This window comes from Kitasatospora sp. NPDC029367 (genome assembly GCF_055569135.1).
The window spans coordinates 1-24,349 of sequence record NZ_JBVHYH010000026.1 but is presented as its reverse complement, the minus strand read 5'-3'; the positions used below and the strand labels follow the sequence as shown (position 1 = coordinate 24,349).

The 24,349-nt window shown below is 73.4% G+C and carries 21 protein-coding genes; 8 read left to right on the top strand and 13 right to left on the bottom strand.

The window, feature by feature from the left end:
- Positions 1–19: 19 nt before the first annotated feature.
- The 4 genes from thrS (at position 20) to ACZ4W5_RS16695 (ending at position 5,980) form a co-directional block, all read left to right on the top strand.
- Positions 20–2,044: a threonine--tRNA ligase gene (gene thrS, locus ACZ4W5_RS16710; protein ID WP_465655169.1), complete on the top strand. Its 2,025-nt coding sequence runs from the start codon at positions 20–22 to the stop codon at positions 2,042–2,044.
- 1 nt (position 2,045) lies between these two features.
- On the top strand, positions 2,046–4,424 hold the full coding sequence (locus ACZ4W5_RS16705; RefSeq protein ID WP_465655167.1) for an LD-carboxypeptidase: 2,379 nt from the start codon (positions 2,046–2,048) through the stop codon (positions 4,422–4,424).
- 46 nt (positions 4,425–4,470) lie between these two features.
- Positions 4,471–5,217, top strand: a complete 747-nt coding sequence (locus tag ACZ4W5_RS16700; protein WP_465655166.1) for a nucleotidyltransferase domain-containing protein — start codon at positions 4,471–4,473, stop codon at positions 5,215–5,217.
- 184 nt (positions 5,218–5,401) lie between these two features.
- Positions 5,402–5,980 carry a hypothetical protein gene (locus ACZ4W5_RS16695; protein ID WP_465655164.1) on the top strand — a complete coding sequence of 193 codons (579 nt, stop codon included), beginning with the start codon at positions 5,402–5,404 and terminating at the stop codon, positions 5,978–5,980.
- A 28-nt stretch (positions 5,981–6,008) separates the two neighbouring features.
- Here ACZ4W5_RS16695 and ACZ4W5_RS16690 read toward each other — a convergent pair whose 3' ends face one another.
- From ACZ4W5_RS16690 to ACZ4W5_RS16675, 4 genes are read right to left on the bottom strand one after another with little or no spacing between them, the layout of a single operon-like run.
- Positions 6,009–6,527 (bottom strand): hypothetical protein, encoded by a 519-nt coding sequence (locus ACZ4W5_RS16690; protein WP_465655162.1) that lies wholly within the window; start codon positions 6,525–6,527, stop codon positions 6,009–6,011.
- Positions 6,524–7,078: a hypothetical protein gene (locus ACZ4W5_RS16685; protein ID WP_465655160.1), complete on the bottom strand. Its 555-nt coding sequence runs from the start codon at positions 7,076–7,078 to the stop codon at positions 6,524–6,526. The genes ACZ4W5_RS16690 and ACZ4W5_RS16685 overlap by 4 nt, the downstream gene beginning before the upstream one ends.
- Positions 7,075–9,363, bottom strand: a complete 2,289-nt coding sequence (locus ACZ4W5_RS16680; RefSeq protein WP_360239535.1) for a hypothetical protein — start codon at positions 9,361–9,363, stop codon at positions 7,075–7,077. Before ACZ4W5_RS16680 ends, ACZ4W5_RS16685 begins: the two co-directional genes overlap by 4 nt.
- 13 nt (positions 9,364–9,376) lie before the next feature.
- Complete coding sequence (locus tag ACZ4W5_RS16675; protein WP_360239538.1) at positions 9,377–9,817, bottom strand: hypothetical protein; 441 nt, start codon at positions 9,815–9,817, stop codon at positions 9,377–9,379.
- 186 nt (positions 9,818–10,003) lie between these two features.
- Between ACZ4W5_RS16675 and ACZ4W5_RS16670 the strand changes: the two genes are divergently transcribed.
- Genes ACZ4W5_RS16670 through ACZ4W5_RS16655 form a run of 4 tightly spaced genes read left to right on the top strand, consistent with a single transcriptional unit; the run spans position 10,004 to position 13,635 of the window.
- On the top strand, positions 10,004–11,056 hold the full coding sequence (locus tag ACZ4W5_RS16670; protein WP_465655157.1) for an ABC transporter ATP-binding protein: 1,053 nt from the start codon (positions 10,004–10,006) through the stop codon (positions 11,054–11,056).
- The gene (locus ACZ4W5_RS16665; protein ID WP_402481744.1) at positions 11,040–11,939 is read left to right on the top strand and encodes an ABC transporter permease; all 900 of its coding nucleotides are present in this window, start codon (positions 11,040–11,042) and stop codon (positions 11,937–11,939) included. Before ACZ4W5_RS16670 ends, ACZ4W5_RS16665 begins: the two co-directional genes overlap by 17 nt.
- Positions 11,940–11,948: 9 nt before the next feature.
- The gene (locus ACZ4W5_RS16660) at positions 11,949–12,866 is read left to right on the top strand and encodes an ABC transporter ATP-binding protein (RefSeq protein ID WP_360239547.1); all 918 of its coding nucleotides are present in this window, start codon (positions 11,949–11,951) and stop codon (positions 12,864–12,866) included.
- Positions 12,867–12,918: 52 nt separating this feature from the next.
- Entirely contained in the window at positions 12,919–13,635 is a 717-nt protein-coding gene (locus ACZ4W5_RS16655; protein ID WP_465655154.1) for an ABC transporter permease, read from the top strand.
- A 68-nt stretch (positions 13,636–13,703) separates the two neighbouring features.
- Here ACZ4W5_RS16655 and ACZ4W5_RS16650 read toward each other — a convergent pair whose 3' ends face one another.
- The 9 genes from ACZ4W5_RS16650 to ACZ4W5_RS16610 all read right to left on the bottom strand — a co-directional run bounded on the left by ACZ4W5_RS16650 (position 13,704) and on the right by ACZ4W5_RS16610 (position 24,230).
- Positions 13,704–14,963 (bottom strand): CynX/NimT family MFS transporter, encoded by a 1,260-nt coding sequence (locus ACZ4W5_RS16650; RefSeq protein ID WP_465655152.1) that lies wholly within the window; start codon positions 14,961–14,963, stop codon positions 13,704–13,706.
- A 136-nt stretch (positions 14,964–15,099) separates the two neighbouring features.
- Positions 15,100–15,831 carry a FadR/GntR family transcriptional regulator gene (locus ACZ4W5_RS16645; RefSeq protein ID WP_360239556.1) on the bottom strand — a complete coding sequence of 244 codons (732 nt, stop codon included), beginning with the start codon at positions 15,829–15,831 and terminating at the stop codon, positions 15,100–15,102.
- A gap of 109 nt (positions 15,832–15,940) precedes the next feature.
- On the bottom strand, positions 15,941–16,774 hold the full coding sequence (locus ACZ4W5_RS16640; RefSeq protein WP_465655150.1) for an HAD family hydrolase: 834 nt from the start codon (positions 16,772–16,774) through the stop codon (positions 15,941–15,943).
- Complete coding sequence (serS, locus tag ACZ4W5_RS16635; RefSeq protein WP_465655148.1) at positions 16,771–18,045, bottom strand: serine--tRNA ligase; 1,275 nt, start codon at positions 18,043–18,045, stop codon at positions 16,771–16,773. The genes ACZ4W5_RS16640 and serS overlap by 4 nt, the downstream gene beginning before the upstream one ends.
- A gap of 601 nt (positions 18,046–18,646) precedes the next feature.
- Entirely contained in the window at positions 18,647–19,582 is a 936-nt protein-coding gene (gene pheA, locus ACZ4W5_RS16630; protein ID WP_360239564.1) for a prephenate dehydratase, read from the bottom strand.
- 137 nt (positions 19,583–19,719) lie between these two features.
- Positions 19,720–21,000 (bottom strand): iron uptake transporter deferrochelatase/peroxidase subunit, encoded by a 1,281-nt coding sequence (efeB, locus tag ACZ4W5_RS16625; RefSeq protein ID WP_465655145.1) that lies wholly within the window; start codon positions 20,998–21,000, stop codon positions 19,720–19,722.
- Positions 20,997–23,048 (bottom strand): copper resistance CopC/CopD family protein, encoded by a 2,052-nt coding sequence (locus tag ACZ4W5_RS16620; RefSeq protein ID WP_465655143.1) that lies wholly within the window; start codon positions 23,046–23,048, stop codon positions 20,997–20,999. Before ACZ4W5_RS16620 ends, efeB begins: the two co-directional genes overlap by 4 nt.
- Before the next feature lie 13 nt (positions 23,049–23,061).
- Positions 23,062–23,559 (bottom strand): copper chaperone PCu(A)C, encoded by a 498-nt coding sequence (locus tag ACZ4W5_RS16615; protein WP_360239572.1) that lies wholly within the window; start codon positions 23,557–23,559, stop codon positions 23,062–23,064.
- Entirely contained in the window at positions 23,559–24,230 is a 672-nt protein-coding gene (locus tag ACZ4W5_RS16610) for an SCO family protein (RefSeq protein ID WP_465655142.1), read from the bottom strand. Before ACZ4W5_RS16610 ends, ACZ4W5_RS16615 begins: the two co-directional genes overlap by 1 nt.
- Positions 24,231–24,349 lie beyond the last annotated feature (119 nt).

The window sequence follows — 24,349 nt, the reverse complement described above, 5'->3', positions numbered from 1 at the left end:
GCGACGGAGTCACAGAACAATGGCTGAAGCACCGGTCCTGGAGCAGGACCCCCACCTCCCCCTCTCCGTGGAAGCCGACGCTTCCCCCTTCGCCCTGCTCCAGGGCGAGGCTCGCACCGTCGGCCGTCCGGGCACGGTCGTCGCGGTCGAAGCGGCCGGCCGGACCGAGCCGCTGCGGCAGCCGTTCGCCGAGGCGGGCGAGGCCCGGGTGCTGACCGCCGGGAGCGCGGCCGGCCTGCGGGTGCTGCGGGCCACCGCGGCCCTGGTCCTGGCGATGGCCGTCCGGGAGGAGTTCCCGGACGCGCTGCCGGCCGGCTCGGGCCTGACCGAGGACGGCTTCCACGTCGACTTCGCCGACCTGGCGCCGGTCACCCCCGAGGTGCTCAAGCGGCTCGACAAGCGGATGCGCCGGATCACCAGGCGCCGTCTGCCGATCGACGCGCTCCGGCTCGCCTCCGCCGAGGAGGCCGCCGGGGCCGCCGACGGCAACCGCTTCCTGCGGGAGATCGCCGAGGAGGCGTTCGGCCAGGACGAGCCCGGCCGGGACGCCCCGGGCGCGTTCCGCCAGTCGGTCGGCCCGCAGGGCGCCGAGCCGCTGTGGACCGGGATCGGCACCGAGGTGACCGCCCCCGACACCGGCTACCTGACCGCCTTCGAGCTGGAGTCCTCGTCCGCCGTCTACTGGCGGGGCGACGAGGCCAACGAGAGCCTCCAGCGGATCAAGGGCACCGCCTGGGCGGACGAGGAGGCCCTGGCCCGTCACCGCGCCTTCCTGGAGGAGGCCGCGCGCCGGGACCACCGCCGGCTCGGCTCCGAGATGGAGCTGTTCACCTTCGCCGACGAGATCGGCCCGGGCCTGCCGATCCTGCTGCCGAACGGCGCCGCGATCCGCGACGAGATGCAGCGCTACTCGCTCGACAAGCACCGCCGGTCCGGCTACACGCTGATCAACACCCCGTTCATCGCCAAGGAGGAGCTGTTCCTGCGCTCCGGGCACCTGCCGTACTACGCCGACGGCATGTTCCCCGGCATGGCGGTGGACGGCAGCGAGTACTACCTCAAGGCCATGAACTGCCCGATGCACGCGGTGGTGTTCAAGAACCGCGGCCGCTCCTACAAGGAACTGCCGCTGCGGCTCTTCGAGTTCGGCTCGGTGCACCGGTACGAGCGCTCGGGCACCCTGCACGGCCTCACCCGGGTGCGGAACATGACCCAGGACGACGCCCACATCTTCTGCACCCAGGAGCAGATCCAGGAGGAGCTGAAGACGGTCCTCGCCTTCGTGCTCGACCTGCTGCGCGACTTCGGCCTGCGCGACTTCTACCTGGAGCTCTCCACCCGCGACGACTCGGACAAGTTCATCGGCAGCGAGGAGGACTGGGCGAACGCCACCGCCGCCCTGGTCGCCGCCGCCGACTCGACCGGTCTGGAGCTCGTGCCGGACCCGGGCGGCGCGGCGTTCTACGGCCCCAAGATCAGCGTCCAGGTGCGCGACTCCCTGGGCCGCAACTGGCAGATGTCGACCATTCAGCTGGACTTCCAGACCCCGGCCCGGTTCGAGCTGTCCTACCAGGCCGCGGACGGCTCCCGGGTCCGCCCGGTGATGATCCACCGCGCCCTGTTCGGCTCCCTCGAGCGCTTCCTCGGCGTGCTCATCGAGCACTACGGCGGCCAGTTCCCGGCCTGGATGGCCCCCGTCCACGTGGCAGGCGTGCCGGTGCGCGCCGACGCCGAGGCAGGCCACACCCAGTACCTGGCGGACTTCCTCGACGGCCTGCGGGACGCCGGCGTCCGCTCCCAGCTGGACGCGTCCAGCGACCGCCTGCCGAAGAAGATCCTCAACGCCCAGCGCCTGCGGGCCCCCTTCGTCGTGGTCGCCGGCGACCGGGACGTGGCCGCCGGGACGGCGTCGCTGCGGTTCCGGGACGGCTCGCAGGAGTCGGACGTCCCGCTCGCGGAGATCGCGGACCGGATCCTCGCCACCATCGCCTCCCGGGAGACCGACAGCCCCACCGCCGTCGTGCGGCCGAGCAGCGACGGGTGACATGCGGGACGTCACCTTTCCACCGCCGTTGGCGCGCGGCGACCGGATCCTGGTGGTGTCGCTGTCCTCCAACACGGCGTCCCGGTTCGGCCAACGGCTGCGCCGGGGCGTCCGGGAGCTGGAGCGCAGCGGGTTCGAGGTCCGGCTGGGCGCCCACGTCAGTGACAGCCGCCAGCCCGGCCTGGAGACCGTCGCCACCCGGCTCGCCGACCTCCACCACGGGTTCGCCGACCCGGGCGTCACCGCGATCGTGTCGGCGATCGGCGGCTGGGCCTCGCACCAACTGCTGGACTCCGTCGACCTGGAGCTGGTCCGGGCCAACCCGAAGTGGTTCATCGGCTACAGCGACACCAGCTCCTTCCACCTGCTGCTGAGCGAACGGGCCGGGCTGGCCAGCGTCTACGGTCCGGCCGTGCTCCCGCAGTTCGGCGAGTTCGGGGGCGTGCGCCAGTACGCGCTGGACTCGCTGCTGCAGGCGACCAGGCGTGAGGCGTACGAGGCGTCCTGGGCCGACACCCGGGTCGACGAACGGCTGCGCTGGGAGACCGAGGACGGCGTGCGGCGGGCCGAGGTGCGGGCCCCTGCCCCCGTCGTGATCAGGGAGGGGGTCGGGCGCGGCGAGGTCCTGGCGCTCAACCTGGAGACGCTGATGTCGCACGCCGGGACGCGGTACTGGCCCCGGCTCTCCGGGCGCATCCTGCTGGTCGAGATCTCCGACAGCGCTCTCGAATGGCAGGCCCTGCGGCTGGTGCACCAGTTGAGCCAGCAGGAGGAGTTCGGCCACCTCCGCGGCCTCGCCCTCGGGCGGATCCCGCGGGGCATCGGGATCGACGCCGGGACGATCCTCAAGCGGCTGCGCGAGGTGACCGGCCCGCTGGCGATCCCGGTGGTGGCCGACCTCCCGTTCGGCCACGTCGACCCCATCATGTCGATCGCCCTGCGCCGGACCGCCGAACTGACGGCGGAGGCCGGCGGCCGGGTGTCCCTGCGCTTCGACGCCCTCGGGGACCCGCTCGCGGACTCCCCCGCCGACCGTCCCGCCGACCGTCCCGGGGACGGCGCCCGGGGCGTCCCCGCGGCCCGGCCGGAAGCAGCAGCACAGCCAGAAAGGTTCGCCCACCCCATGTCCGGAACCCCGCGCCCGCCCGCCCACGGGCACGGCCCCGCCCCGGCGGAGCCCGCCGAGGCCCGCTGCCCCGCCCACGGCGACGTCGACGGCCTGCTCACCACCGACCCGTACCGGGCCTACTCGATGCTGTGGGCCGCCGGCGAGGCCGCCACCTGGCACGAGCCGACCCGCTCCTGGTACGTCACCGATCCGGTGCACGTGCGGGAGATGCTGACCGACCGCCGCTTCGTCGCCCGCGGCGCCTCCCCGCTGGAGCCCGCGCTGGTCGGCGCCCCGGGGGCGGAGGCCGTCGAGGAGTTGGAGGCCTTCCTCGGCTGCTGGCCGGTGTTCTCGGACGCACCCGTCCAGCGCACCGCCAGCCAGGCGCTGCGCCGGTCCTTCTCCCGGGCCCGCGCCGAGCAGCTGCGGCCGGCCTTCCGCACCGCCTTCGCCGGGATCGTCGAGCGGGCCGACCGCCACCGGCCGGTCGCCACCTTCGCCCGGCCGGTGAGCGAGGCGATGCTCTCGCTGCTGCTCGGGCTGACCGCCGACGAGGTCGACCTGCTCCGCTCGATGACCGCGGCGACCATCGGCTACCTCTCCAACGACGGCCAGGACGTCGCAATGGCCCGCGCCGCCCTGGACCGGATCGGCGAACTGGAGGAGTGGCTGGCCGAGCGCGGCAGCCGGGGCGGGCAGGACTGGCTGCTGACCGAGCTGGACGCGGCCGGGGTGGAGCTGTCCCGGCGCGAACTGGCCGCCGTCTACATGCAGGTCGTCACCGGCGCCCTCGATCCCACCTCGCACGCGCTGATCGGCGCGCTGCGGTTCGTCCGGCACTCGCCGCAGGCCCGGGCGCTGGCCGCCGCCGGGGACTTCGCCGCCCTGGTCGAGCTGTGCCTGGGCCACGACACCGGTTTCCACTTCGCGCCCCGCCGTTCCGGCTGCCCGATCGCCTTCCACGGGCGGGAGATCGGGGCGGGGGAACGCGTGGTGGGCGTCCTGGCCTGGGCCGCCTCGGTCGAAGCCGGCAACGACGGCGGGACGGCGCCCGGCACCCCGCGCGGCTCCGGCACCTCGCTGGCCTTCGGCCACGGGCGGCACTTCTGCCTCGGGGCCGGCATCGCCCAGGTGGCCATGGAGGAGGCACTGCGGGCCGCCCTCGCCCTCCCCGCCGCGGCCGGGTTCGACGTCGACGCCGTCGAACGGCTCCCCGCGCTCGGCGCCTCCCTCTACCGCGACCCGGCGGCGGAGGTGTCGCCGGAGGCGTGACGGCCCCGGCGGGCGACCGCCCCGGGAGCTGTGGGACCGTGGTCGGATGCAACCTGATCCGATCGACCAAGCGCGGCGCCTCGTCCGGGACCGCTTCCCCGGGGCGCTCGCCGTGGTCCTGGCGGGATCCACCGTCTCGGGCCGGGCGGGCGCGACCAGCGACCTGGACCTCGCGGTCCTGGTGCCCAGCGGCGGCGAGACCTACCGGGAGACGCTCCGCTTCGAGGGCCGGGTCGTGGAACTGTTCGTCCACACCCGGGCCGGCCTGCGCGACCTCTTCGCGGTGGACGTCGCCACCCGCCGGGCCGTCCTGCAGAGCATGTACGCCACCGGCCTGGTGCTGGTCGACGTGGACGGGGAGGCGGGCCGGGCCCGCGCGCTGGCGGAGGAGGACCTGCGCCAGGGCCCGCCCGCGCTCGAACCGGACACCGTGGAGACCAAGCGCTACGGCCTGACGGACGCGCTGGACGACCTGTGCGACGCCACCGACCCGGCCGAACTGCTGTTCATCGCAGGCGTGGTGGTCAACACCGCCGCCGACCTGCTGTGCGACCACCACCGGGCCTGGACGGGCAGCGGCAAGTGGCTGCCCCGGCGCCTCCTGGAGGCCGACCCGGTGCGCGGCGCCGCCCTGCTCGACGCCTACACCCGGCTGGCCGCCACCCGGGATCCGGCAGCCCTGGTCGAGGCCGGCACGGAGGTCCTGGACCTCGCCGGCGGCCCGCTCCGCGAGGGCTACCACCGCGCCTGGCAGGGCGTCATCGATTCCGTCGCCGTGGGCGTCGGCCGCTGAGCACCCACGTCCCCCGAAGCACGACGAAGGGCGTCCTCCCCTGTGGGAGGGCGCCCTTCGTCGTGATCGGAGACTTCGCCCGGGGTGGGCCACGGCGGCCGTCAGGACGGGTGCGGTCGGGGGAGGCGCTAATCTGTGCGCCGCACCTTTATCTGATCATGCGTTAAACGGGGGTTCTTTCGTCATGTCTGCATCCAGGAGTCTGCTCGTCGCCGCTCTGGTCGCCACCGCCGCGCTGGGCCTTGCCGCCTGCGGCCCGGACGACCCGTCGACCCAGGGGGCCGGCGCCGCCGCCACGACCGCCCCGGCCACCGGTGGGGAGGGCTCGCCCACCGCGGCCCCGGCGACCGGGACGGGCAAGCCCGCCCCGACCGGCAAGCCCACCGACGGCGGCCCGGAGGGCTTCTGCACCAGCGCCCCGCTGCCCGCCGGGCAGAAGTGGGTCGACGTGGCGAAGGGCACCACCGCGACGGCCCTGGTCTACAAGGAGACCAAGGACGCCTGCGGTGTGAACGACGTCGCCCACGAGCCCGTCGGCGCCGACAGGACCGCGCAGTTCGCGCCCAACGCCAAGGGCCACCTCAAGTCGGTCGTGGCCGCGCCGAAGGACGTCAACGCGGCCGACCTGGCCAAGCACATCAACGAGTGCATCGCCACGCCGGGCAACCAGAAGGGCTCCTACCCCTGTTCGAGCGGCGACTACAAGGTCGCCTTCGACGCCTCCGGCAAGGTCGTCGAGATGTGGGAGCGTCCCAGCTCCTGAGGTGACGCCGTGCACGGCGCCGGGCCGCTCACTTGATGGTGAACGACTCGGCGCCGTTGGCGCATCCGAGCTTCCCGGCCGCCTTCCGGGCGAAGCCGGTCAGCAACGCGTCGCGGCGGTCCGGGGCGGGGAGGTCGGCCTGGGGGAACTGCCTGTCGGGCCGGAGGGCGGCCCAGTACAGCTCGGCCTTGCCGTTCAGGGTGCAGGTGAAGGTGGCTTCCCCGGGGGCGGTCACGGTGGCCTCATCGGTGTTGAACGCGTAGGCGAGCACCCGCCGTTCACCCTGCCCCTGGACCGAGCAGCGCAGGCGCGGCTTGAGGTCCGTGGTCCCGGTGCGGAAGTCGGTGTCGACGAAGACCCGGGGGGTGGCGCCCAGCAGCGCGGCGAGACCCGGGTCGTCGAGGGTGCCCTCGCACTCCCCGTGCGACAGGGAGACGGCCGGCGGCCGGTACTCCGTGCGGTCGAGGTACACGTGCCAGCCGAGCAGCCCGCCGCCGAGCACTACCAGCGTCGTCGCGCCCACGGTCAGGGTCCTGATGTGCTTCACCGGCAGACTCCCTTCGACTGGCTCGCAAACGCGGCCAGGGCGACCTGTTCGAGATCGACCTGCCGGTTTCCGTCGGTGCGGGCGGCCTCACCGGCGGTGAGCGACAGCACGACGTAGCCGAACGCGGGCGGCTCGGTGGGCGGACAGGTCCGGGCCAGGGTGGCGGTGCCGGTCCAGGACGCGGACGGGCCGTCCTGGGTGAAGGCGTGCGCGTCCGGGTGCTGGGCCGCTTCGGGCGGGAGCACGGGTGATCCGCCGAAGTGGGCGGCAGTGACGGTGAGGGCGGCGCGTCCGTCCACCCTGACCGTGCACGACACCGGGCCGTCCGGGGGGCCGTCGGTCGTCTCCTCCACGTCCTGCCTGCCCTCCGGCAGCAGCCGCCCCAGCGGGGTGTCCTTCCCGGTGGGCGCCCCGCACAGGTGCGCTGCCCGACCGGGCTTCTCGACCGGCTGGTGCCCGCGCCAGTCCAGGTAGCCGACCGTCCCGGCGGCCGCCACCAGCACCGCGAGCGCGGCGGGCAGCGGCCATCGGCGGCCCGTGGACCGGTTCACGAGCTGCCCTTCGAGTTGACGTTGCTGTTGTTCGAGACACCGGCGGCGTAACCCGTGAGCAGGTTGTCGGTGGCGTCCGCCGAGATGCGGTCGAGGTCCGCCTTGCTGAGCCCGGAGGTCTGGCTGGCGTCCGCGATCGCCTGCTGAATGCTCTGTGCCGCGTACTGCTGGGCTTCGGAGGAGTAGTTGCGGGCCTCCTGGCGGCCGTCCTCGGTGGTGTCCCGCTGGTTGGCCTCGATCACGCTGTCGGCGATCGAGTCGACCAACTGGCCCGACAGCTCGCTGCCGAGCGGAATCTTCTCCGTCACCTTGCCGATGGTGGCGTTGAAGGCTTCCTTGGCATAGCCGACGTTCTTCTCCAGGGCGTCGTTGTACGCCTTGTCGTCGGCCGCGTGCTGGTTGTGGACCTCGTCGATCCGGGCCTCGTTGAGGATGCCGTTGACGATCCCGCCGGCGAAGGCGTCGTGCCTGATGTCCGCATCCAGCCGGGGGAAGTCGGTCGAGCCGTCCAGGTGGCCGCGGACGAGGGCGGTGGTGTACGCCTGGTCGGCGTTGACCACCGAGCCGTATGCCTCCGGGTCCCGCCCGAGGGCGTCCAGCAGCCCGTGCACCGCAGCGCCGTTGAGGTGCGCCGGGGCGCCGTTGACGGGCAGGACATCGCTGTGCACCACCGAGTTCTGCACGTCGCCGATGTACTCGGCGGTCATGTGGCCCAGGCTCGTCCGCATGGTGGAGAACTTGCCGTCGCCCTTGATGTCGTCCAGCGCCCCGTTGTCGCCGTGGGTGCCGAAGGTGTCCACCACCCGCTGCATCAGGTTGGCCTGGTCGGCGGTGTGCGGCTTCGGCGGGACGTCCGCCGGGACGTCGTACGGGTGGCCGGTGGTGGCCGCCTCCAGGGCGTGGCCGAAGGCGGTGGGCCCGGCGTGCCTGCTCTGGTCCAGGGCGTTCGGGTCGCGCAGGGAGTTGGTGTCCGGGAGCCAGTCCTTGTCGTGCGAGTAGTAGGTGAGGTAGTCGGCGGGCTTGGCCTTGCCGCCCGGGTTGACCGTGCCGTCCTCGTTGTACGCGGTGGGCTGTTCGGTGAAGAACTGGGTCGCCGCGGCCGGGCTGTGGGCGAGGGCCTGCATCACCGCGGTGGTGGGCTGGAAGCCGAGGCCGCCGTCACCGCCGAGCAGGTTGAAGCCGTGCACCCGGTCGGCGACCGCCTGCGGCGGGGCGGGCCAGTACTTCTCCCGGTTGGTGTCGAGCTGGGTGACGTGCTGGGCGATCGGGTCGATGAAGTGCGGGTCGTAGTTGCCGCTCATCAGGATGCCGGAGAGGACCTGGTAGCCGTACGGCTGGTAGTCCAGGCCGGAGGCCCGGTAGGGCTTGTCCCAGACCGGCTGGGCGCCGGCCTTGCGCAGGGCGGCGGCCCATTCGTCGGACAGGTGCGGCTGGTTGCTCTGCCGGGTGGCGGTGGCCAGGTTGAGCCCGAGGTTCTTCTGGAGGTCCTGGTAGGCCTTCCAGCGCGGGTCCTTGGGGTCGCGGTAGTGGCCCGGGTCGCCGACCATGCTGTTCCAGGACTTGATCAGGCCGTCCGGGCCGATGTCCTGGTAGAACTTGGTGGCGAACTTCGGGTCGTCCTGGTGCGAGGACAGCAGCGAGTTGAGCTCGGTGAGCTCGGCGTCGCTGATGTCGCCGCCCTTGCGGGCGAGTTGGGCGGCGCGGGTGCCGTCGGCCTCGGGGCCGCCGCCGATGGCCTTGCCGTTGAAGGAGTGGTCCTTGTCGGTGCCGGAGTCGGAGGTCAGCGCGTAGGCGATCCGCTCGTCGGCGGCGGTGGCCTCGGCGACGGCGGCGTCGATCGCGGCGCGGGCGGCGTCGGCCTTGCCGCGCCACTCCTTCTGGTAGTCCTTGAGGCCGTCCGGGTCGTGCCGGGTGGCGGAGTCGGCCGGGGGCCAGGAGACGGTGCCGTCGGAGCCGACGGTGAGTCCGGCGGTCCGGGCGTCCTGGACGGCCTTGTCCAGCTTGGTCCTGGCGGCCTTGAACTCGGTCGCGGCGTCGCCGAAGATCGAGGCCAGCGCGTTCGCCTCGGTGGTGGCGTCGGTCAACTGGTCGTTGGTGCGCTTGAGCCCGGGTCTCGCCTGGTCGGCCGCGTTGCCGACCCAGCATTCGGAGTTGACCTGGGCGATCACCGTGTTGTTCCAGTCGTCGTCCATCGACTTGAGCTTCTGGGCGACGGTGGTCCAGGCGGTCGCGGCGGCGTCGAGGGAGCCGAAGTCGGCGGTGCTGAGTTCGTGGAAGTCGACCATGTCCCGGTCCTCCTCAGGCGCCCAGGTCGTGCTGGACGGTCTGCTCGTGCTGCTGGTAGGTGGTGGCGCTGGTGCGCAGCGCCTGGGTGGTCTGTCCGATGGTCTGGCCGAGGGCGGCCACGCACTGGTCCCAGGTGTCGGCGGCGCTCTTGGCGGCCTTGCCGGTGCTCCAGTTGGCGAGCGAGGTGCTGACCTTGGCGGTGGCCTCGTCGGCGCCGCGCCCGTCGGTGTTCAGCCGGGCGTGGATCTGGTCGGAGTTGGTGGCGGCGGTGCCCAGCGCGTTGGCGTCGACGGTGAAGCCGCCGCCTCCGCCGCCGTCCCCGGCCTGCGACTTCGCCGAGTTGAGCTGGGTGCGGGCGGCCTCCTGCGCACGGGCCCGGTCGGTCAGGTTGCCGTCGGCGTCGTAGGCCCACGGATTCATCATCCGGTCGAACTCGGTTGCCCGGTCGGACATCTGGTCCGTCCTCCTTCGGTGTCCACGCGGTGCGCGGCACCTTCGCTGGTGACGCTGCTCGCTAAGAATCCGACAAGATTACAAGTGACCTCCAAGGGCCGTCCTTTACCCGACCCTTAGGGGAGAGCGGTCCCGGCGTCATACCGCAGCAGCAGAAGGCCCCGCGAAGCCTCGTCATTCCAGCTCATGCCCCCTGCGGCGCGGGAACGTTACGTTGAGGGCGTGTCCACTGCTGTCATCAAGACCGAGGGCCTCACCAAGAGGTTCCCCCGGGTCACCGCGCTCGACCAGCTGACCGTCGAGGTGCGGCCCGGGGTCGTCGGGCTGGTCGGGGCCAACGGGGCGGGCAAGTCCACCCTGATCAAGATCCTGCTCGGGCTCGCCCCGGCGACGTCCGGCCGCGGCGAGGTGCTCGGCCTGGACATCGCCACTCGGGGCTCGGAGATCCGCGAGCAGGTCGGCTACATGCCCGAGCACGACTGCCTGCCACCGGACGTCTCGGCGACGGAGTTCGTGGTGCACATGGCGCGGATGGCGGGGCTGCCCGCGACCGCCGCGCGGGAGCGCACCGCGGACACGCTGCGGCACGTGGGCCTGTACGAGGAGCGGTACCGCCCGATGGGCGGCTACTCGACCGGCATGAAGCAGCGGGTGAAGCTGGCCCAGGCGCTGGTGCACGACCCGAAGCTGGTGCTGCTGGACGAGCCGACGAACGGTCTGGACCCGGCCGGCCGGGACGAGATGCTCGCCCTGATCCGCCGGGTGCACACCGACTTCGGCATCTCGGTGCTGGTCACCACCCACCTGCTCGGCGAGCTGGAGCGGACCTGCGACCACCTGGTGGTGATCGACGGCGGCAAGCTGCTGCGCTCCTCCTCCACGGCCTCCTTCACCGAGGCGACCGCCGTCCTCGCGGTGGAGGTCACCGACTTCCCGCAGGACGCCGCCGCCGAGCCCGGCGCCACCGTCCGGGAGCGGCTCGCCGCCGGCGGGCTGGACGTCCGGGCGGAGGGCTCGCACCTGCTGCTGGTCCGGCTGGACGGCGAGTCCACCTACGACACCATCCGCGACACGGTCGCCGAACTCGGCCTCGGCCTGGTCCGCCTGGAGCAGCGCCGGCACCGGGTCGCGGAACTCTTCACCGACCACGACGAAGCCGACGCCCCGGAGTACGACGCGTACCACGGCGGCGCCGACCGGAGCACCAGGGGAGGGACGGACGATGCCGCAGCCTCCTGACACCAGGCCCGCCGACACCGGTGTCATCCACGACATCGGCTACCGCGGCTACACCGGTCCGCGCCTCGGCCGCGCCTACGCCACCCGCTCGCTCTTCGCCCAGAGCCTGCGCGCCGCCTACGGCCTGGGCCGTTCCGGCAAGTCCAAGGTGCTGCCGATGCTGCTGCTGGGCGTGGTCACCGTCCCGGCGATGATCTTCGTCGCGGGCGCGGTCTACCTCAAGCGGGACGAACTCCCGGTCGAGTACGCCGGCTACCTCTCCAGCCTCGGCCTGGTGGTGTCGATCTTCCTCGCCGCCCAGACGCCGGTGCTGCTCTCCCGGGACCTCCGCCACCACACCGTCCCGCTGTACTTCTCCCGACCGATCACCCGCGCCGACTACGTCCGGGCCAAGTTCGGCGCCATGGCCTGCGCCCAGTTCCTGCTGATGGCAGCCCCGTTGCTGGTGCTGTACGCGGGCGCGCTGCTCGCCGGGATGGACTTCGGGCACAACACCGGCCAGTTCCTCTACGGCCTGGTGGCGGCCGTGCTCTACGCCCTGGTGCCGACCTCGGTGGCCCTGGTGATCGCCGCCAGCACCCCGCGCCGGGGCTTCGGGGTGGCCGCCATCATGGGCTACCTGGTGGTGAGTTCGACCCTCGCCGCGGTCGTGGTCGGCATCAGCAACCCCGGCCCGGGCGGCTCGGACGCGGCCCAGTGGACCTCGCTGATCTCGCCGAACGGCCTGGTGGAGGCGCTGGTCAACGAGGTGTTCGACCTCGGGTCCGGGATCGACCGCCGGCACGCCCCGGGGGCGCTCGGCACCCTGGTGTTCGCACTCGTCGCCGTCGCGATGGTGGCCGGCTCCTACCGCCTCCTGCTGCGCCGCTACGAGAAGGTCTGAGAGGGCGGCATGGCCACCATCACCATCGACAAGGTCTCCCGCTGGTTCGGGAACGTGGTCGCGGTCAACGACATCTCGATGTCGATCGGCCCCGGCGTCACCGGCCTGCTCGGGCCGAACGGCGCGGGCAAGTCCACCCTCATCCACATGATGAGCGGCTTCCTCGCCCCCTCCAGCGGCGCGGTCACCCTGGACGGCGCGCAGATCTGGCGCAACCAGCAGGTGTACCGGCAGATCGGCCTGGTGCCCGAGCGGGAGTCGATGTACGACTACCTGACCGGTTGGGAGTTCGTCCTCGCCAACGCCGAACTGCACGGCCTGCCCCAGCCCGGCGCCGCCGCCCGGCGCGCCCTCGACCTGGTCGAGATGGCGCCCGCCAAGGACCGCCGCACCGGGACGTACTCCAAGGGCATGAAGCAGCGGGTCAAGATGGCCTCGGCGCTGGTCCACGACCCGGCCGTGCTGCTGCTGGACGAGCCCTTCAACGGCATGGACCCGCGCCAGCGGCTCCAGCTGATGGAGCTGCTGCGCCGCTTCGGCGCGGACGGCCGGACGGTGCTGTTCTCCTCCCACATCCTGGAGGAGGTCGAGCAACTGGCCCGGCACATCGAGGTGGTGGTGGCCGGACGGCACGCCGCCTCGGGCGACTTCCGGCGGATCCGGCGGCTGATGACCGACCGGCCGCACCGCTACCTGGTCCGCTCCAGCGACGACCGCCGGCTCGCCGCCGCACTGATCGCCGACGGCTCGACCACCGGCATCGAGGTGGACGAGCGGGAACGGGCGCTGCGGATCGAGGCGGTGAACTTCCAGGGCTTCACCACCCTGCTGCCCAGGGTCGCCCGGGAGGCCGGCATCCGGCTGTACACCGTGTCCCCGGCGGACGAGTCGCTGGAGAGCGTCTTCTCCTACCTGGTCTCGGCATGACCCCCGGCCCCACCCGCGCCACCCACCGGACCCAGGAAGGGGTCGACCGACCATGAACCCGACCGTTGCCAGGCTGACCCTGCGCGGCCTGCTCGGCCGCCGCCGCGGCGCGCTGCTGCTGGTGGCCCCGGCGCTGCTGCTGATCGTCGCGGCGATCGCCGCCGGGTCGAGCGGCGACGCGCACGGCCTGACCGTCAAGATCCTCGGCCAGCTGGACCTCGGCACCCTGCTGCCGATCCTCGGCCTGGTGATCGGCACCGGGGTGATCGCCACCGAGATCGACGACGGCTCGATCGTCTACCTGCTGGCCAAGCCGCTGCCGCGCCGGCAGATCATCACCACCAAGCTGGCCGTCGCGATCGGCACCACCTGGGTGTTCTCGGCCGTCCCGACGCTGCTCGCCGGGCTGCTGCTGTACGGGACGAAGGACGGCGTGGCGCTCGGCTACACCGTCGCGGTGCTGGTCGCCGGGGCCGTGTACAGCGCGCTGTTCCTGCTGCTCGGCGTGGTCACCCGGCACGCGGTGGTGGCCGGGCTGGCCTACGCGCTGATCTGGGAGTCGCTGATCGGCAACTTCGTCGAGGGCGCCCGCACGCTGAGCGTCCAGCAGTGGGGCCGGGCGGTCGCCGAGGCGGTCGCGGGGGACAACGCGATCGGCGCCGACGTGTCGCTCGGGGCGGCCGTCCCGCTGCTGCTGGTGGTCGCCGTCGGGGCGACCGTGCTGGCCTCGGTGAAGCTGGCCGGGCTGACCCTGGCCGCCGAGGAGTAGGCCGCGCCCCGCGCAGCAGGGCCCGGACTCCCACGGAGTCCGGGCCCGGCCGGCGTTCCGCGGCCGTCCTACAGCGTCCGGTTCCGTCCGGCGCCGAAGCCGGCCGCGCCGACCACCAGGACCAGCACCAGCATCAGCACCAGGGTGGCCTCCCAGCCGCCGGTGAGCTGGTGCAGCGCCCCGGCGCCGACCGGGCCGGCCGCCGCGACCAGGTAGCCGATCGCCTGGGACATGCCGCCCAGCTGGGCGGCGCCGGCCGCGGTGCCGGTGCGCAGCACGATGAAGGCCAGGCCGAGGCCGAGCGAGCCGCCCTGGGCCAGGCCGAGGATGGTCGCCGACACCCAGGCGCCGGAGACCGGGGCGACCAGCAGCAGGGCGATGCCGAGCCCGTTCAGGGCGGCCATGGTGACGGCGAGGGCGCGCTGGCTCGTCATCCGGCCGGCCATCAGCGGCACCAGGAAGGCACCGGCCACCTGCACCAGGTTGGAGAAGGCGAAGACCAGGCTGGCCTGGCCGCGGTCCATGCCGTGGTCGAACAGGATGGTCGGCATCCAGGCGACCAGGGTGTAGACCAGCAGCGAGGAGATGCCCATGAAGAGGCTGATCTGCCAGGCCAGCGGGGACTTCCAGATGCCCTCGATCGGCCTGTCGGCCGGGGCGGGCCGGGAGTCCCGGGCGGGGGCGGCGGCCACCGCGGCCTGCTCCTGCCGGGAGCGCAGCACCTGCGGCAGCCAGGCCACCGCGGCGATCAGCGCCAGCAGCGACCAGGCGCCGAGCGAGGCCCGCCAGCCGCCGCCGAGCGCGTGCTCCAGCGGGACGGAGGAGCCGGCCGCGAGGGTGGCGCCGACCAGCATGGTGGTGGAGTAGACGCCGGTCATGGTGGCCGCGCGGTCCGGGAACTCCCGCTTGACCAGGCCGGGCATCGACACGTTCAGCACCGCGATGGCGACGCCGATCACCACGCAGCCCGCGTACAGCGCGTACACCGAGGGCAGCACCCGCAGCAGCACGCCCGCGCCCAGCACCAGCACCGCGCCGAGCACCACCCGCTCGGCGCCGAACCGCCTGGTCAGCCGGGGGGTGAGCGGGGCGCCGACGCCCTGGAACAGCACCGGGACGGTGGTGATCAGCCCGCCCGCGGTGGCGGACAGCCCGAAGGTGCGCTGGATCTCGCCGACCATCGGGGAGATCGCGGCCAGGCAGGCGCGCATGTTCAGCGCGACCAGCAGGATGCCGGTCAGCAGCAGCGCGGGGTGGGCCAGCCGGCTGCGGACGGTGAGCGGGGCGGCGGTGGTGACAACCGGCTGCGGGGCACGGGTGACGGCCATGGGTGTGCTGTTCTTTCCAGGCTCGGGGTGGCGCGGGCACGGCGGGAGGAGGCCTCCACCGGCCGCGGGCAGGACGGGACAGGACGGGGGGTGGGCAAGCAGCGGGGCTGCGTGCGGAAGCGGGGCCTGCGCCGTCCTACTTCCGGGCCGCGATGGCCGCGAGGAGCTGCTCGACGGCCGCGGTGGGCTCGGCGAGCAGCGCCCGACACGCCGTCTCGGCGCGGTCCGGGTCGCCGCTCTCGATGGCGTCCACCAGCGCCTCGTGGGTGGCCACGACCGCCTCGGGCATCTCGTGGTCGCCGAAGGCGGCCGTCATCGACTCGCGCACGGAGGCGCCGAAGTAGCGGTAGACCTCGGCCAGCGCCGGGTTGTGCGCGGCCTCGACGACGGCGGTGTGGAACTCCAGGTCGTGCTCGACGGTGGCCTCGCGGCCGGCCCGCTCGGGGTGCCGGGCGAAGACCTCGGCCTCCCGGGCCAGCGCGGCCCGCATCCGCCGGACGTCCTCGGGGGTGTGCCGCAGCGCGGCCAGCCGGGCGGCCTCGGTCTCCAGTGCGGCGCGGACCTCCAGGACGTCCCGGATGCCCGAGCGCTGGACGCCGCGGAGCACCGCCGCCGGGTCGCTGGTGGACCGTACGAAGGTGCCCTCGCCCTGCCGGGAGACCAGCATCCCGGCGTGCACCAACACCCGGAGGGCCTCCCGCACGGTGTTGCGGCCGACCCCCAGCTGCTCGGCCAGCTCGTGCTCGGTGGGGATCTGCGATCCCACCGGCCAGGCCCCGCCGGCCAGTTGCTCGCGCAGCCGGTCGATCGCGGTGTCCACCAGGGAACGCCGTCCGGCCGCCTGCAGGCCGTTTCCGTCGCCGCTCATGCCGGGCCTCCCTTCGCACACCGCTCATCGGTCATAGGTCATCCTACAACCGCTTGCCCGGTCATCCTACAACTGGGTGTGAACCGTTCGTGAACGAGTCCCGGGGCGCTCAGCGCGCCGGGTAGAGGCGCTCCAGGACGACCGCGACGCCGTCCTCGTCGTTGCCCGCGGTGACCTCGTCGGCGACGGCGAGCAGTTCCTCGTGGGCGTTGGCCATGGCCACGCCGTGCGCCGCCCAGCCGAACATCGGCACGTCGTTGGGCATGTCGCCGAAGGCGATGGTGTCGGCGGCGCGCACGCCCAGGCGGCGGGCGGCGACGGCCAGGCCGGTGGCCTTGGACAGGCCCAGCGGCAGCAGTTCGACCACGCCCGGGCCGGCCATCACCACGCCGACCAGGTCGCCGGCGGCGCGCCGGGCGGCCTCGGCGAGGCCGTCGTCGGTCAGCCCGGGGTGCTGGATGTAGAGCTTGCTGAGCGGGGCGGCGAGGAGTTCGCCGCGCTCGGCCCGGACGACCGGGAGGTCGGAGCCGATCAGCAGTTCGTAGCCGGGGCCGGCCAGCACCTGGCCGTCCAGGCCGTCCTGGTTGGCGGCCACGGCCAGCGGGCCGGTCTCGGCCTCGATCTTCTCGATCGCGACGGCGGCGAGCCGGCGGTCCAGGGTGAGCGAGGTGAGCAGCTTGTGGGCGCCGGCGTCGTAGACCTGGGCGCCCTGGCCGCAGACCGCTATCCCGGTGTAGCCGATCTCGTCGAAGACCGGGCGGGCCCAGACGGCCGAACGGCCGGTCACCACGATGTGCAGCGCGCCCGCGCCGGTGGCCGCGGCCAGCGCGGCGCGGGTGCGCTCGGAGACGGTTTCCGCGCTGGTGAGCAGGGTTCCGTCGAGGTCGGTGGCGACCAGCCGGTAGGGCAGGTCGCCACCGATCGGGTGGGTCGAGGAGGTCACTTGACCGGCTCGAGGACGGTCCGTCCGCCGAGGTACGGACGCAGCGCCTCGGGCACGACGACCGAGCCGTCGGCCTGCTGGTGGTTCTCCAGGATCGCCACGATGGTGCGCGGCACGGCGACCAGGGTGCCGTTCAGGGTGGCGAGCGGGCGGGTCTTGCCCTCCTCGCGCATCCGGATCGACAGCCGGCGGGCCTGGTACTCGGTGGTGTTGGAGGTCGAGGTGACCTCGCGGTACTTGCCCTGGGTCGGGATCCAGGCCTCGATGTCGAACTTGCGCGCGGCCGAGGAGCCGAGGTCGCCGGAGGCGACGTCGATCACCCGGTACGGCAGCTCCAGCGCGTTGAGGAAGTCCTTCTCCCACTGGAGCAGGCGGCGGTGCTCGTTCTCCGCGTCCTCGGGCGTGGTGAAGACGAACATCTCCACCTTCTCGAACTGGTGGACCCGGATGATGCCGCGGGTGTCCTTGCCGTAGGTGCCGGCCTCGCGGCGGAAGCAGGACGAGTAGCCGGCGTAGCGCAGCGGCAGCTTGTCGGCCTCGATGATCTCGTCCATGTGGTACGCCGCCAGCGGGACCTCGCTGGTGCCGACCAGGTACTTGTCCTCCTCGGGGAGGTGGTACACGTTCTCGGCGGCCTGGCCGAGGAAGCCGGTGCCGTCCATGGCGGCCGGGCGGACCAGGGCCGGGGTGATCATCGGGATGAAGCCGGCCGCGGTGGCCTGGGCGATCGCCATGTTGACCAGGGCGAGCTCCAGCAGCGCGCCGGGACCGGTCAGGTAGTAGGAGCGGGCACCGGCGACCTTGGCGCCGCGCTCGGTGTCGATCGCGCCCAGCAGCTGGCCCAGCTCGACGTGGTCGCGGGGCTCGAAGCCCTCGGCGGCGAAGTCGCGCGGGGTGCCGATCTCCTCCAGGGTGACGAAGTCCTCCTCGCCGCCGACCGGGGCGGCCGGGTCGATGAGGTTCGACAGGGAGCGGAGCAGGCGGTCCGCCTCCTCCTTGGCCGCGCTCTGCTCGGCGTCCGCGGCCTTGACCTCGGCGGCCAGCTCCTTGGTGCGCTGCAGCAGGGCGGTCTTCTCGTCGCCCTTGGCCTGGGCGACCTGCTTGCCGAGCACCCGCTGCTCGTTGCGCAGTTCGTCGAAGCGGCTGCCCGAGGACCGGCGCCGCTCGTCGGCGGAGAGGAGGGCGTCGACGATGTCGACGTCCTCGCCACGGACGCGCTGCGAGGCGCGCACTCGGTCAGGGTCCTCACGAAGCAGGCGAAGGTCAATCACAGGCCCAAGCGTACCGGGCGGCCGTTCCTCCACCGGTACCGGTTTTCCCCTGGGGATAACTCGGCGGATCCTGTGGATAACTCCTGTGGGGAACTCTCCGCCCCCAGCCCGCGGGCGGGTTATCCACAGGGCCCGCCCCGGGCCTGTGGATGAGGGGCACGGCGGGGGAGCCGTTGATCAAAACCAGGGAATTGAGGTTTCAAACCCCAATGAACCTTCTCGGGTGAGGGAATTGAAGCACTCGCACGGGTGATTTGCAGGCAAGCGGGTGACTCTGGTCCGATTAGTCATCTCTATGACGCAAACCGATGGTCCGACCAGTTCTGGGCAATGGCTATACCGGTTTGTCGACTCATCCCCAGGCCTGTGGATAACTTTCGGCTGTGGACAGCGATGAGGCCTGTGGACAGCGGCCCCCGGAGTCCGGGGTTCCTGTGGATGACGGTGCGGTCACCCGCCGCGTTCGGTCGGGTCGGTCGATAACGGTCGGAAAAGGTCAGAAAGACACGAGATGACGCTCAGCTGTCCGGGGCCGGGTCCACTTCGGGGAGCAGGCTCGGGGATCGGACTCGGGATCGGACTCGGGGATCAGGCGCGGGGATCAGATGTCCCCGCGCCCGTCGAGCGCCCGGGAGAGCCAGTCCGCCGCCGCGGCGAAATCCTCGTCCGAAGTCCCCGGCCGCCGGTGCGTGGACACCTGCCGGTCCGCGCGCGGATAGGAGCCGAGGAACCGGACCTGCGGACTGATCCGCCTGAGCCCCATCATCGCCTCGGCCACCCGCCGCTCCGACAGGTGCCCCTCGCAGTCGATCAGGAAGCAGTAGTTGCCCAGCCCCTCACCGGTCGGCCGGGACTCGATCCGCATCAGGTTCACCCCGCGCACCGCGAACTCCTGCAGCAGCTCCAGCAGCGCGCCCGGGTGGTCGTCCGGCAGCCAGACCACCATCGAGGTCTTGTCCGCCCCGGTCGGCGAGGAGACCCGCCCCGGTCGGCCGACCAGCACGAACCGGGTGGTCGCGCTCTGCGCGTCGGCGATCTCCTTGACCAGCGGGTCCAGCCCGTAGATCGGCGCCGCGAACTCGCCCGCGAACGCCCCGTCGTACCGGCCCTCGGCGACCAGCCGGGCGCCGTCCGCGTTGGAGGCGGCCGACTCCCAGACCGCGTCCGGCAGGTTGGCCGCCAGCCACTTGCGCACCTGCGGCTGGGCCACCGGGTGGCTGGTCACCGTCTTGACCTCGGACAGCTCGGTGCCCGGCCGCACCAGCAGCGCGAAGGTGATCGGCAGCAGCACCTCGCGGTAGATCATCAGCGGGGCGCCGGCGGCCAGTTCGTCGTTGGTCGCGGTGACCGCGCCCTCCACCGAGTTCTCGATCGGCACGAACGCCCCGGCAGCCTCCCCGGCGCGCACCGCCTCCAGCGCCAGCGCCACCGAGGACAGCGGCACCAGCTCCCGGGTCGCCGCCTCGGGCAGGGTGTGCAGCGCCGCCTCGGTGAAGGTGCCGGCCGGGCCGAGGTAGGTGTAGCGGGTGGCCGACATGACGCCTCCGTTGCCAGGGGGGTGGTGCCCGAGCCGGGTGCTGCCCGAGCGGTGGTGCCGAAGCAGTCACCATAACGATTCCGCGGCCCCGGCAGGACCGCGTTCCAGTGGCCGGGACCGCTCCTTCCGCGCGGGCGCTACCCGTCCAGCAGCTGCTGCCCGAGGTAGCCCCCGGCCGGCACCCCCGGAAGGACGGCGTACAGCCCGCCGGCCTCGTGCCGGAGGAAGCGGGACAGCCCGTCGCCCCGGGAGAGCTTGCGCTGCACCGGGGTGAAGCCCTTGCGCGGGTCGGCCTGGAAGGCGAGGAAGAGCAGCCCGGCGTCCGGCGATCCGTCCGGCAGCGCCCCGTCGTGGTACGAGAAGCCGCGCCGCAGCATCGTCGCCCCGCCGTTGCCCGCCGGGGCGGCGACCCGTACGTGGGCGTCGGCGGGGATGGCGAGTCCGCCGTCCGGGCCCTGGGCGGCGAGGTCCACCGGGGTGCCCTCGCCCGAGCCGGCCGGCGCGCTCAGCGGCGAACCGTCCGACTTGCGCCGGCCGATCACCCGTTCCTGGCGGTCCACCGGCAGCTCCTCCCAGTGGTCCAGCAGCATCCGGATCCGCCGGAACACCAGGTACGAGCCCCCGGCCAGCCAGGCCGGCTGGTCCCCGCCGGGGGTGCAGAACACCTTGGCGGCGAAGCCGTCCTCGCCGGGCCTGGGGTTGTTGGTGCCGTCGATCTGGCCCATCAGGTTGCGCCCGGTCACCGGGCGGGCGGCCGCGCCGGGGGTCCGGGAGAAGCCGGCCGACTGCCAGCGCAGGGCCGCCGTGCCGGCCGCCAGCTTCTGCAGGGTCCGCAGGGCGTGCACCGTCACCAGCGCGTCGTCGGCGCCGATCTGGACGAACAGGTCGCCGTCGCCGCGCGCCGGGTCCAGCGCGTCGCCGGGGAAGGCGGGCAGCGGTTCGAGGGCGGCCGGGCGGCGGTCCGCCAGCCCGGTCTTGTCGAACAACGCGGCGCCGAAGCCGAGCGTGACGGTGAGCGAGCAGGGCCCGGCGTCCAGGGCGACCTGGTTGTCGAACTCGGCGGCCGGCTCCCCGGCGGTCAGCCGCTCGACCGCCCCGGTCCAGCGTTGCAACAGGGCGCGCAGCCCGTCCCGGCCGGCCCCGTCGACCAGGTCGAAGGCGGCCAACTGGACGCGGGCCTGGGCGGGTTCGAGGATGCCGGCCTGGTGCTCGGCGCGGAACGGCACCCGGCCCGCGCCGAGCGCGCCGGCCGCGCCGCCGGACGCCTTCGGGTCGGCGCCCGGCCGGTCCTCGTAGGCGACCGCCCCGGCCACGCCCGCCCCGGCGCCGACCAGCAGTCCGGCGCCGGCCGTGCCGAGCAGGGCCCGGCGGGTGAAGCCCGCCGGGCTCGTCGTCTGGTCGTGCTCCACCGCGCTCATCCGATCTTGAACTGCTGGGTCGGGGTGGTCTGGTCGATGTCCGAGGAGCGGATCTGCACCGAGACCACCCAGGTGCCGGCCAGCGGGAGCTGGGTGGTGCCGCTCCAGCGGCCGGTGCCCGCCGCGGTGAGCGCGACCGGCAGTGGGCCGAGGTCGCGGTCCGGCAGGGTGAAGGCCAGCTGCACCTCGGGGACGTCCACCGGCTTGCCGTCCGCGCCGTCCAGCGCGAGCTGGACCTCGTTCGGGCCGGTCCGGGCCGGGTTGAGGGTGACGGTCGCGGTGCCCTTGGCGTTCGGCGTCCGGCCCTTGGTGTCGTACGGCAGCCTGAGCTCCACCGTGCGGCCGGGCTCGGTCTGCGGGGCCGCCGGGGCGGAGTTCCCGGCGCCCGGGGCGGCCGCGCCGCTCCCGGCCGCCCTGACCTCGCCCGCGACCCGCCCGGGCGGGGAGTTGGTGAGCATCGTGGTGACCACCAGCACCGCCACCGCGACCAGCGCCTCCACCAGCACCGAGCGGCGCAGCCCGGCCCGGGTCGGGGTCAGCCCGCGCTCGCGGCCGGCGGTGCGCGCGGCGGCCCGCTGCCGCTCCAACTGGGCCCGCCGGACCGGGTCCTCGCTGTGCGCGACAGCGCCGACCGGCTCGGGCACCTCGGCCCGTTCGACCTCCGCCGCCTCGGCCGGGGCCGAGCGCAGCCGGGCCAGCCAGCTGCGGGAGATCCAGGCGACGCCCAGCATCACGACCACGCAGCCGCTCTTCACCAGCAGCAGCTTCCCGTACTCGGTGCCGGTCAGCGCGCTCCAACTGCCCAGGCCCCGCCAGGACTGGTAGACCCCGGTGACGGCCAGCACGGCCACCGAGCCGAAGGCGATCCGGGAGAAGCGGTCCACCACCTCGGCGCCGACGCCCTCGCGCAGCGCGACCAGCAGCGAGGCCAGCCCGCCCAGCCAGAGCGCCATCGCGATCAGGTGCAGGATGCCGAACGGCAGGGCCAGCCAGACCTGGATGCCCACCGAGGCGTGGTCGGCGCCGACCCAGGTCGCGGAGAGCGCCACCGCGAGCACCAGCCCGGCCACGCCCAGGCCGATCCGGGCCTCGCGTTGCGGCCGTTCGGCGGCCCGCTGCTCCAGCTCGCGCAGTTCGGCGGCCTCGGTGTCGTCGTCGTGCGGTTCCGCGCTCGGGTCCGAGCCGGTGCCCGCGGCCGGTTTCGGCGGCTGCCCCAACTGCCCGACCAGCAGCGACAGGAAGATCCCGGCCGCCGCGAGCAGCAGCAGCCGGGCCGCCAGCGCGGTGCCGATCCGCTCGTCCAGGGTGGCGCGCACCAGCGACAGGTCGAGGGCCTGGCCGATGCCGGAGCCGCGCTCGTACGGGCCGCGCAGCATCAGCACCGCGACGGTGGAGGCCAGCAGCGCCGTCCAGCCGGTCATCAGCAGCCGTTGCACCGGGCGCCGGGCGGCGCCGGCCGGCCAGCAGACCAGCACGAAGGCGGCGACCCCGGCGAGCAGCGCGAAGGCGGCGTACGCGACGGTGCGGCCCGTTCCGTACAGGGCGGCGACCAGGTCGTCGGCCTTGGCGCCCTGCAGTGCGGTGGCGGACACCGAGGTGTCCGAGGGTGCGCCGATGGAGAAGGTGAACGCCCCGCCGACCGGGTGGGAGTCCTCCGAGACGGCCCGCCAGGCGACGGTGTACGTGCCGTTGGCGAGCCCGCTGTTCAGGCCGACCCGGGCGGTGTTGCCCTTGCCGTCGGCGTGCCCCGGGTTGCCGGTGTCCACCGCCCTGCCGGCCGGGTCGAGCACCCGGACGGAGTCGCTCGACAGCGACACCGTCTCGCTGAACGTCAGGGTCACCGCCGGCGGGGCGGTGGCGACCACCGAGTTCTGCGCCGGGTCGGTGGAGTCCAGGGTGGCGTGCGCGGACGCCGGGGCGGCACCGGCGAGCATCAGCGCGAGCAGCGCGCCGAGCGTGCCCAGCGCCGCGGCGATGCGCGGCGCGACGCTGCGGCGGCGCGCGGTCGGCGGCCGGGACGCGCTGCGGGGGTGGGCGGCCTTCTCCATGCTGGCGGGTCCCCTAACTCTGGCCGGGGCGGTAGGTGAGCTCCTTGACCGGAACCTTGACCGAGATGGTCCCGGACTTGGCGAAGGTCAGGTCGAGCTCCAGCTCGTCGCCGAGGGAGGGGGCCTTCTGCCAGTCCATGATCATCAGGTGGGTGCCGCCGCGGGCGAGCTGCAGCGCGCCGTGCGCGGGCACGTCCAGGCTGTTCACCTGCTCCATGGTCGAGGCGGTCGAGCGGTGCATGGTGACCGACCCGGCGGCCGGGCTGGTCACCTTGACCAGCTGGTCCGGCCCGCCGTCGTTGCGGACGGTCAGGTAGCCGGCGCCCATCCCGCCCGCCGGGGGCAGCGGGATGTAGGAGTCGGCCACGCTCAGCTTCGCCGGACCGGCGTCCGCCGAGCCGCCGTCCGCGCCGCCCGTCCCGCAGGCGGCGAGTATCGCCCCGCCGCCGAGGACCGTCGCCAGCACCGCCCCGGCCAGGGCCGAGCGGCGGAACCGTCGGTTCGCCGACATCACGCCGCGACCCCCTTGGCGAGCAGCGGCAGGTCGTGCTCGTAGGTCTTCTCCTCGGTGCCGCTCATGTAGAGCACGTGCGCCTTGTCGTCCGAGGGGAGGAAGGCCAGCACCTGCGCGCCGTGGGTGGAGGTCACGGTGCCGTCCGCGTTGACCACCGGGTCCTCGATCATGATGCCGAGCGACTTGGCGGCGGTCTTCACCTTCGCCAGGTCGCCGGTGAGGCCTATGAAGTCGGTGCCCATCGAGTCCAGCCAGGTGCGCAGCACCTTGGGGGTGTCGCGCTGCGGGTCGGTGGAGACGAAGACGACGTTGACCTTCTTGCGGTCCTCCGGGGAGAGGGCCTTCATCGCGACCCCGATGTCGCCCATGGTGGTCGGGCAGACGTCCGGGCAGCTGGTGTAGCCGAAGAACAGCAGGGTGGTCCTGCCGTTGGTCTGCTGCCGCAGGTCGTACGGCTGGCCGGAGGTGTCGGTCAGCTGGAGGTCCGGCTTCTCGAAGTTCTTGGCCAGCTTGGTGCCCTGGTACGGGGTGTCCTCCTTCTGCTGGGTCACCTTGGCGGCGGAGGAACCACCGCCGCCGGAGGAGCCGCAGGCGGACAGGGTCAGCGCGGCGGCCAGGGCGAGGGCGGCGGCGCCGGCCAGTCGGGTGGAACGGGCGGTGCGGGGCATGGTGGATCCGATCGGACGCGGTGGACCGGGGGGGGGGGGGGGGGGGGGGGGGGGGGGGGGGGGGGGGGGGGGGGGGGGGGGGGGGGGGGGGGGGGGGGGGGGGGGGGGGGGGGGGGGGG